The 9,863-nt window shown below is 72.3% G+C and carries 7 protein-coding genes; 1 reads left to right on the top strand and 6 read right to left on the bottom strand.

Annotated features, from left to right (window positions below; translation table 11 throughout):
• From E1281_RS32280 to E1281_RS32270, 3 genes are all read right to left on the bottom strand, one after another.
• Positions 1-1,609 (bottom strand): ATP-binding cassette domain-containing protein (locus E1281_RS32280; RefSeq protein ID WP_131883499.1); only part of this gene is annotated, 1,609 nt, incomplete at its 3' end.
• An 84-nt stretch (positions 1,610-1,693) separates the two neighbouring features.
• Complete coding sequence (locus E1281_RS32275; protein ID WP_131883498.1) at positions 1,694-2,599, bottom strand: DUF4429 domain-containing protein; 906 nt, start codon at positions 2,597-2,599, stop codon at positions 1,694-1,696.
• Positions 2,600-2,671: 72 nt separating this feature from the next.
• Positions 2,672-4,378, bottom strand: coding sequence for a proline--tRNA ligase (locus E1281_RS32270; RefSeq protein ID WP_131883497.1), 1,707 nt, complete (start codon positions 4,376-4,378; stop codon positions 2,672-2,674).
• A gap of 77 nt (positions 4,379-4,455) precedes the next feature.
• Here E1281_RS32270 and proS point away from each other — a divergent pair, with 77 nt between their 5' ends.
• A complete protein-coding gene (gene proS / locus E1281_RS32265) occupies positions 4,456-5,904 on the top strand; it encodes a proline--tRNA ligase (RefSeq protein ID WP_243717645.1) in 1,449 nt (482 codons plus the stop codon).
• Between the two features lie 24 nt (positions 5,905-5,928).
• Here proS and E1281_RS32260 read toward each other — a convergent pair whose 3' ends face one another.
• From E1281_RS32260 to E1281_RS32245, 3 genes are all read right to left on the bottom strand, one after another.
• Complete coding sequence (locus tag E1281_RS32260) at positions 5,929-6,438, bottom strand: DUF6328 family protein (protein ID WP_243717644.1); 510 nt, start codon at positions 6,436-6,438, stop codon at positions 5,929-5,931.
• 132 nt (positions 6,439-6,570) lie between these two features.
• Positions 6,571-8,664 carry a SpoIIE family protein phosphatase gene (locus E1281_RS42255; protein WP_243717643.1) on the bottom strand — a complete coding sequence of 698 codons (2,094 nt, stop codon included), beginning with the start codon at positions 8,662-8,664 and terminating at the stop codon, positions 6,571-6,573.
• A gap of 153 nt (positions 8,665-8,817) precedes the next feature.
• Positions 8,818-9,660: an ANTAR domain-containing protein gene (locus E1281_RS32245; protein ID WP_243717642.1), complete on the bottom strand. Its 843-nt coding sequence runs from the start codon at positions 9,658-9,660 to the stop codon at positions 8,818-8,820.
• Positions 9,661-9,863: the final 203 nt, after the last annotated feature.

The raw sequence follows: 9,863 nt of genomic DNA, 5'->3' as shown, positions 1-9,863 counted from the left end.
CGGGGGTGGGGGACTCGTAGACGGAGCCGTCGGCGCCGAAGACGAGGTGCCGGTCGAAGGAGCGGGCGAACCAGCGGTCGTGGGTCACGGCGAGGACGGTTCCCTCGAAGCCCTCCAGACCCTCCTGGAGGGCCTCCGCACTGGCCAGGTCGAGGTTGTCGGTGGGCTCGTCCAGCAGGAGGAGTGTGGCGCCGCCCAGCTCCAGGAGGAGGATCTGGAGGCGCGCCTGCTGGCCGCCCGAGAGGGTTTCGAAGGGCTGTTCCGCGCAGTACTGGAGTTCGTACCGGGCCAGGGCGTTCATCGCCTCGTTGCGGAAACGGGCGTGCTCGGTCATGACGATCTCGCACGGCGTGCGGTCGGCCAGGTCGGGACGCGCGTGGGTCTGCGCGAAGAGGCCGGGGACGACGCGGGCGCCGAGGCGGGCCGTGCCGGTGTGCTCGACCGGGGAGGCCGGGGCGGCGCCGCGCGGATGCGTTTCCGCGATGGCGGTGAGCAGGCGCAGGAAGTGCGACTTGCCGGAGCCGTTGGAACCCAGGACGGCGACGCGCTCGCCGTACCAGATCTCCGTGTCGAACGGCTTCATCAGGCCGGTGAGCTCCAGATCCTCGCAGATCACCGTGCGTTTGCCGGTGCGGCCGCCGCGCAGGCGCATCTTCAGGTTCTGGTCGCGCGGCGCGACCTCGGGCGGGCCCGCCTCCTCGAACTTGCGCAGGCGTGTCTGCGCCGCGCGGTAGCGGGAGGCGAAACCGTCGTTGACCGTGGCCTTGTTCCTGAGGGTGTTGACCAGTTCCTTGATTCTCGCGTGCTCCTCGTCCCAGCGGCGGCGCAGTTCCTCAAGGCGCTCGTTGCGCTCGCGGCGGGCGGCGGCGTAGGTGGAGAACCGGCCGCCGTGGATCCAGACGCGGCCCGCCTCGACGGTCACGATGCGGCCGGCGGACTGGTCGAGGAGTTCACGGTCGTGGGAGACCAGCAGAACGGTCTTGGACGTCTCCCGCAGCCGTCCTTCCAGCCATCGTTTGCCGGGGACGTCCAGATAGTTGTCGGGCTCGTCCAGCAGGAGGACCTCGTCGGGGCCGCGCAGCAGCGCTTCGAGGGCGAGGCGCTTCTGCTCGCCGCCCGAGAGGGTGCGCACCTCGCGCCAGCGGCACGACTCGTAGGGGACGCCGAGGGCGGCCATGCAGCACGCGTCCCAGAGGACCTCGATCTCGTAGCCGCCCGCGTCGCCCCAGCCCGCGAGGGCCGTCGCGTACCTGAGCTGGGTCGGCTCGTCGTCGCGCTCCATCATGGCGAGCTCGGCGTCCTCGACGGCCGCCGCGGCCTCGCGCACCCGGGGCGGCGCGACGGAGAGCAGGAGGTCGTGGACGGACGAGGCGTCCCGCATCCCGCCGATGAACTGCCGCATCACACCGAGGCCGCCGCTGTGGGCGACGGTGCCCTCCTGGGGGACGAGGTCCCCGGCGATCAGGCGGAGCAGCGTCGTCTTCCCGGCGCCGTTCGGGCCGACCAGCGCGGCCGTGACGCCTTCGCCGACCCGGAACGAGACGTCGTCGAGCAGCACCCGGCCGTCCGGCAGGGTGTGCTGGACATGGCCGACCTCGACGTGACCCACGGTGAACCCCCTCGGCACCGAGTCTCGGAAACGCGGGACGGGCCCGTCAAACGAATTATCGAGCCGGGTCCGAGCCGGGGCGGCCTAGAAGCGGCGTAGGAGGGCCTGCTTGGCGGTGGTGAACTCCTCCTCGGTGAGGATGCCTTCCTTGTGCAGGTCGCCCAGTTCACGCAGGCGGCGCAGGAGGACGTCGTGGTCGTCCTCCGGAGACGGCTCGGGCTGTGCGGGGGGCGCCTCGGGCAGGGCCAGGTCGTCCGCGGGCCGGGGCAGGGGCGCGGACGGGGACGCGCCCGGATGCGGGAGCCGGGCCACCACGGAGGCGGCCAGAGCGATCGCTGTGGCGCCCTCCTTCTTCGTGCCCCACAGCGACAGGCAGTACGGGTCGTACTTCGGCTCCGGCGGCGCTGGGTGGCCCCGGAGGCGGAACCGCAGGTGGCCCCCGTCCAGGCCGACCGACGGATGCAGCTCGACCTTCACGACGTCCGCCAGCGCGAACTGCTGGGGGCCGGCCTTGTGCTTGGCCTGCTCCGCCATCCAGCTCCAGTCGAGCCGGACGTTCTCACCGTCGAAGGTGACCGACCCCTCGCCGCCGGACGCCCGCAGCGGCACGGCCGGGCCGGGCAGCAGGTAGCGGTCCACCGGGCCGGAGCCGACCTGCTCGATCTGGAGGGCGTTGCGCACCTCGTCGACGAAGTACTCGGCCAGCGCCGAGGCCTCCTTGGGCAGGGCGAGGCGGTACGGGTCGGACGAGTCGTCGAGCGCGTTCCCCGCGGCCTGGAGGAGGGGATCGGCGCCCTGCCGCAGCCGCACCCGCAGGACGCCGCCCTTCTTGCCCGGCTCGAAGGCGATCCCCGCGACGGCCTCCAGCGGCACTTCGAGTTCGCCGAGGACGCGCCGCAGGCGGTGCACGCCACGTCCGTTGCCCGGGACGATCCGCAGGAGATCGCCGTCGAACGTCCAGTGACCTTCACTTGCGGTGACTTCTGCCATGACCCGCTTTCCCGAAACGCCGTCCACCTGCACACCCGGGGTGGACAGACCCGGTGGACAAGAATAAAACGCTCAGGCGTTCACCAGGGAGAGGACGCGGGCCGCGACCGCGTCCAGCGGGATCTTCTCGGTGTCCCCGGTGGCCCGCGCCGTCACCTCGGCCACGCCCTCGGCGAGGCCGCGCCGCCCGACCGTGACCCGGTACGGGATGCCGGTCAGCTCGGCGTCGCGGAACTTCACCCCGGCGCGTTCGGAACGGTCGTCGATCACCACCTCGACGCCCGCGGCGGACAGTGTGGTGTAGACGTCCTCGGCGGCCTTGGCGACGTCGGCGTCGTCGGACTGGGCGGCGACGACGCAGACCTGGAACGGCGCCACCGGCAGCGGCCAGACGATGCCGCGGTCGTCGTGGTGGGTCTCGGTGATCGCGGCCATCGCGCGCTCGACGCCGATGCCGTAGCTGCCCATGATCAGTGGGATGCGCTTGCCGTCGGGGTCCAGGACCTCGGCGCCGAGCGCGCGGGCGTAGCGGTCGCCGAGCTTGAAGATGTGGCCGATCTCGATGGCCCGCTGGATCTCCAGGGCCTCGCCGCAGCGGACGCAGCGCTGCCCCTCCCGGACCTCCCGCAGGTCGGCCCACTTGCCGACCTCGATGTCGCGTTCGACGTCCACGCCGCGCAGGTGGACGTCGTCGGTGTTGGCGCCGGTGAACATGTCGCGGCGGCCCCGCAGCGCCTCGTCCGCGATCACGGGGAGGGGAGCGGGCAGGAACGCGTCGACCGCGCCGAGGCTGCCCGGCAGCGCGCCCATGGCCTCCTGGATCTCGGCCGGGCCGGCGGCGCGGATCTCGGCGGCGCCCGTCGCGTCCACGAGCTTCTGCTCGTTGAGGGGGTGGTCGCCGCGCAACAGGACCAGCGTCAGCGTGCCGTCCATGATGTAGACGAGCGTCTTGATCTGCCGGTCGTCGGGCGCGTCATAGGCGCGCAGGTCCTCGATGGTGCGGACGCCGGGCGTGTCGAACCGCTCCGGCGCGCCGGGGCCGGGGGCGTCGGACGCGGCGGGAAGCGCGGACGTCGCCCGTTCGATGTTGGCCGCGTAGCCGCACGACGGGCAGTGGACGACGAGGTCCTCGCCGACGTCGGCGGGGCACATGAACTCCGTCGAGCCGGAGCCGCCCATGGTGCCGCTGGAGGCGTCGCAGGCCAGCGCGGGCAGGCCGAGCCGGGCGAAGATCCGCGTGTAGGCGCCGTGGTAGGCCTCGAACGAGGCGTCCAGGCCGGGGCGGTCCACGTCGAAGCTGTAGGCGTCCTTCATCGTGAACTCGCGGGTCCGCATGAGGCCGCCCTTGGGGCGCGGCTCGTCCCGGAACTTGGTCTGGAACTGGTACCACTGCTGCGGAAGCTGCTTGTAGGAGTTCAGCTCGCGGGCGACGGTCGCGAAGATCTCCTCGTGCGTCATGCCGAGGGCGTGGTCGGCGCCGCGCCGGTCGCGGAGGCGGAACATCTCATGGCCCATCAGCTCCCAGCGTCCCGAGCGCTGCCACGGCTCGGCGGGGTGGAGGGCGGGCAGCAGCATCTCCTGCGCGCCGATCGCGGTCATCTCGTCCCGGATGATCTCGATGATCTTGGCTCGGACGCGGACGGCCAGCGGCAGCAGCGAGTAGTGCCCGGCGGTGAGCTGCCGGACGTAGCCCGCGCGGAGCAGCAGCCGGTGGCTCGGCGCGTCCGCCTCGGCCGGGTCGTCGCGGAGAGTGGGAACGAACATCTGGGACCAGCGCATCCCGCGAGCGTAGCGAAGGGGCGCGCGGGCGGACGAAGCGTCGTCCCCGTGCGCCGCGAGTCAGTACCCTGATTGCCGTGAGCCGAGAAGGTGTGACGCCGCAGAGCGAGGATTTCTCCGCCTGGTTCAACGAGCTGGTCGTGCAGGCGCAGCTCGTCGACCGTGGCCCGGTGCGCGGCACGATGGTCATCCGACCGTACGGCTACCGGATGTGGGAGCTGCTCCAGGCCGACCTGGACCGGCGGATCAAGGACGCGGGGCACGAGAACGCGTGCTTCCCGATGCTGATCCCGGAGTCCTACCTGCGGCGCGAGGCCGAGCACGTCGAGGGCTTCTCCCCGGAGCTGGCCGTCGTGACGCACGCGGGCGGCAAGGACCTGGAGGAGCCGCTGATCGTGCGGCCGACGTCCGAGACGGTCATCGGCGAGTACATGGCCAAGTGGATCGACTCGCACCGCGACCTGCCGCTGCTGCTGAACCAGTGGGCGAACGTCGTCCGCTGGGAGATGCGGCCCCGGATGTTCCTGCGGACGACCGAGTTCCTCTGGCAGGAGGGCCACACCGCGCACGCCGACGAGGACGACGCCATGCGCGAGACGATGTGGGCGCTGGACGCCTACGCGGGCCTCGCGCGCGACCTGGCGGCCATGCCGGTCGTCGCGGGGGAGAAGACCCCCGGTGAACGGTTCGCCGGCGCCGTCCGCACGTACACGATCGAGTGCATGATGCGGGACGGACGGGCGCTGCAGTCCGGGACGTCGCACTACCTCGGTACCAACTTCGCCAAGGCGTTCGAGATCCAATACCAGGACGAGGCGGGCGCCCTGACCCTCGCGCACACCACGTCCTGGGGCATGAGCACCCGCATGATCGGCGGTGTGATCATGACGCACGGGGACGACAAGGGCCTCGTCCTGCCGCCGCGGCTCGCGCCGTACCAGGTCGTGATCGTCCCGATCGGGCGCAAGGAGCAGGGCGAGCGGGCCGTCGAGGAGGCCCGGAGGCTGGGTGCGGCGCTCAAGGCCGCGGGCATCCGCGTCCATGTGGACGACAACCGCCCGCAGCTGTCGCCGGGCTTCAAGTTCAACGAGTGGGAGATGCGCGGCGTCCCGGTCCGCGTCGAGCTGGGCAGCCGCGACATCGAGGTCGGCGTCGCGACCGTCGTCCGGCGGCTGGAGACGGTTCCGGGGCAGGGGAAGGAGCAGATCCCGCTGGAGAGGCTGGCGGAGCTGCTCCCCGGCATCCTCGACGAGTTCCATGCGTTCCTTCTGGGCCGGGCGGAGACGTTCCGCGACGACCACACCGCCGTCGTGGACGACTGGGACGCGTTCGCCGCGCAGGTCGCGTCCGGGTGGGCCCGCGCGTTCCACTGCGGGGACCCCGCCTGCGAGGACGACATCAAGGCCGAGACCGCCGCGACACCGCGGGTCATCGCGTCCGGCGCGCCCGAGGAGACCGGTGACTGCGTGAGGTGCGGCCGCCCGTCCGCCTACGGCAAGCGCGTCGTCTTCGGCCGGGCGTACTGAGCCGCCGCCCGGACCGGTCGGCCTTCAGGCGTTCTCGGCGCCTTTCGGATGCCGGTTCGCCTTCAGGCGGGACAGGTAGGGCTGGATGAACCACACCCAGGCGCACAGCCCCACCAGGACCACCGCCGTGACGATCGTCCAGGCCGGCGCCTCCGAGACCGACTCGACGATCAGCGTGGTCGCCGCGGTCATCGAGGCCATCAAGGCGAAGGCGCCGATGATCCCGAACATGTTGGCGCGGCGGATCAGCAGCGGCTTCTGCCCCAGCCGGAACAGGATCCGGTGGTGGAACACCGGCGCGATGAAGCAGATCGAGGCCAGCGCCGCCCCGAACAGGGCGATGTAGAACAGCGGCAGCCCCACGCCGTCGACCTTGTCGAAATGGGTGGAGAACGGCACGGTGAGCAGGAACGCGAACAGCACCTGCACCCCGGTGACGGCGACACGGAACCCCTGGAGCAGCTCCACGAGCTGCCGGTCGAGACGTTCGTGCTCGGTCTCGTTGCGGGGTTTGTCCGCGGGGTCGACTGTCATGAAAGCCATCTACCCCCATAAAACGACCATCAGTCCACCCATGTGCCGGTTGAGGACGGCGTGTCGCATGAGGGCCTCGCACGGGTGAAGACGCTGCGCTGGTCGGGCCGGTGTTCTGGTCGGGCCGGTGTTCTAGTCGAGGGAGGGGGCTTCCACTCGGAGCGCGAGCATCGACACGTCGTCGCGCAGGTCGCTGTCGCAGAACTCCAGCAGAGCCCGCTCCACCGCGGCGAGCATCCCCGCCGGCGTCTCGCCGGCATGGCCGGCCAGGGCCTCCAGCAGGCGCTCCTGCCCGAACTCCTGCCGCGTCATGTTGCACGCCTCCAGCACCCCGTCGGAATGCAGGATGAGCGTGTCGCCGACGGCGAGCTCGATCGTGTCCAGGCCCGGCTCGAAGTCCTCGAACAGGCCGAGCGGGACACCGCCGCGGGACGTCGTCCTGATCACCCCGTCGGCGCGCACCACGACCGCCGGCGGGTGGCCCGCGGTGCCCAGCGAGACGACGACCCGCTCGGTCTCGACGGTCAGCCCGGCCATCACGGCGGTGACGAACCGGTCCTCGTCCAGCAGCGCCTCGTTCACGATGCCGAGGACGTCGCCCGGGTGCGACTTCCACCGCGCCGCCAGCCGGGTGCAGTGCCGGGCGGTCGCGGTCACGGCCGCCGCGTCCTCGCCCTTGCCGCACACGTCGCCGAGGACCATCCCCCAGCCGTTCTCGGTGCGGAAGACGTCGTAGAAGTCGCCGCCCACCTCCGAGCCGTTCGTCGCCGTCAGGTACTTGGCGGCCACGGTCACCCCGGGAATGGCCGGCAGCGTCTTCGGCAGCAGCCCGGCCTGCAGCGTCGCGGCCACCTCGGCGCGGCGCCGGTACAGCCGCGCCGCCCGGATCACCAGGGCCAGGTAGCGCCCGAGCCGCTGGACGACCCCGAGGTCCATGAGGTCGAAGGGGCCGTACTCGCCGCTGGCCGCCAGCGTGATCGTGCCGATGGCGTGGTCGCCGTCCTCGATCGGCACGCTCAGCACCGAGGTCGCGCCGATCTTGCCGCAGACGGGCTGGCCGTCCGGGCACGTGCCGAGCACGTCGAGGTCCTCCACGTGCGCACGCAGCGCGCTCTGCCGGGTGACGTAGACGGTGTGGGAGAGCGACCCCTGCACGGGGTCGAGCTCCTCCAGCATCCGCGCCGCCTCGACGGCGTGCTCGTCCTCCGGGCCCATCACGACCTGGCGGCGCAGCGGGGGCGCGGTTCCCGCCGCGTGCACGCCGGCCTGCGCGGACGTCCCCGGGCCGCCGTGCACGCCGGTCAGGTCGATGAACGCCCAGTCGGCGAGCTCGGCGGCCAGCAGCCGGGCGCAGCGCCGGATGGCCACGGTCTCGTTGAAGACCGGTTCGTCGAGCAGGAGCTCGCTGGCGGTGGCGAGGACGTCCATCCGGTGGACGATCGTGGCGACGGCCTCGTCGTCCGGCGGGGCCCCGTGGGGCGCCCTCGCCAGAGAAGCACCTTCACGGGCGGGCCCGGCTTCGCCGGACGCGGATCGGGTGGCCGCGGATCGGGCGGACGCGTTCCGGGCGGACGCGTTCCGGGCGGATGCCCCGCGGGCGGGCGCCGTCCGTTCGGGCCGCCCCTGCTCCGAGGCCGGGCCCTCGTCGTTCATCGGCGTGTTCGTCGGCCCGGCGGCCACCATGACCATCGGGTCGGGGTCGCCGCGGATCCACACCCGGGCCAGCGTCACCACGGCGTCGACCGGGTGGTCGCGGCCGAGGAAGCGGACCTGGACACGGCGGCGCAGTCCCGTCCGGACGACCGCCGCGAGCTGCGACCGCAGGGCCGCGCGGGTCGCCATGTCGCAGAACGCCGTGAACTGCTTGCCCGACACGTAGCCGGCGGGCGTGCCGAGCAGCGCCGCCGCCTGCCGGTTGACGCGCCGGACGTTCGTGTTCCGGTCGAGCAGGAACAGCGGCACCGGGGCGTCCTGGAAGACGGTGCGCAGCACCCGCCGCTCGTTCTCGGCCGCGGCCGACCCGCCATGCTCGCCGACCTGGTCGGACCCCATGGTCCGCAGCACGGTCAGTGCCAGCTCCAGCTCGACCAGGGCCGCCTCCAGCGTCGACCGCAGGTCGGGCTCGGGCACACCGGCGGCCTGGCGCAGTTCGCCGATACGTCCTTCGAGGTCCGAGATCTCCCGCATCAGGGTCTCGGGTTCGAGCTGGTCGGGCTGGTCGTGCATCTGGTCTCCCTCTCGTCCGCGTTGCACGATGGAACCAGGTCGGGACGCGTCCAGGCCGGTCAGACCGTCGTTCTCGCACCCCCGGACCGGGCCTGGCCGGACCCCGCACTGCGCAGCCTATGCGTCCCGCCTTCATGCGCCTAGATCCATGACCTAGGGAAGCCCCTGTTGACCGACGATACGCTGGGCGAGGGCGGTGAGCTTCACATGACGTGTCTGTGAGATGCGGCGCATCTCGGCGAAGGCCTCGTCGGCGTCGCAGCCCAGCGCGTGCATGAGAATCCCCTTCGCCTGGTCGACGACGGCGCGCGCCTCGACGGCCTCCTGCAACTGCACGGCCGTGCGGTGGACGTCGTCGTACTGCCGGGTGTTGCTGACCGCGGCGCTGCCCTGGGCCATGAGCAGGGACGCGAGCGCGTGGCGGGCGGAGCCGAGCGCCTTGGGCGTCACCCCGAACAGCGTGAGCGTGACCAGGACCGGCTGGTTCAGGTGCGGCGTCGTGGTGAAGCAGCGGACCCCGCGGCGCAGCATGTCGGCCATGGCCTCCGGCCAGCGGGTCTCGGCGAGGATGTCGTCGGACGTCTGCGCCCTGCGGTCCATCACCGCGTCGAAGACGGGCCCGCGGCCCCGCGAGAGCTGCCGCTCGACGATCTCGGCGAGATCGGGATGACTGGCCGCGGCGGCCAGCGGCTCGGGCCGGGTCTCCTCGGGGACCGGAACGACGGGCGCGCTCTCCGGCCCCGCGTCCTGCTTCGGGACGCGGGGAAGGTCGCGCGCCGCGTCCGGCGGAAGGCCGAGCGCGGTGCCCGGATCGTCCCCGGGCTGCCGGGGCAGCGCCCAGCGCACGCTCGACGCGCCCGCGCAGCCGGGCACCGCCCGCGAGGCCAGGTCCGTGACCCGGTGCAGCGTGCCGATGTCGGACGACTCCCCGACCATGCCCAGCTGGGCGATCTCCAGCGCGAGCTGGTCGGTCAGGACCGTTTCGGTGGGCGTCACCTCTCCGAGATTAGCCTGCACCACGCCCTGCGACGCTCGCCCGGCCCCTCGTCCGGGCTGCTCCCGCTTCACCGGCGTTCCCGGATGCCGCGCGACCTGCGGTGAACCATGAGCCCTCCTGACCCGGCGCTGCCCGTCGCGGCGGACCTGCCGGCCGGCGTGTGGGGTCGGTGAATCGGTGATGGGTCCGGGTGGTGCGGGAC

The sequence above is a fragment of the Actinomadura sp. KC345 genome (assembly GCF_004348515.1).
Taxonomy (GTDB): domain Bacteria; phylum Actinomycetota; class Actinomycetes; order Streptosporangiales; family Streptosporangiaceae; genus Spirillospora.
This window is presented reverse-complemented; position numbering and strand designations above follow the sequence as displayed.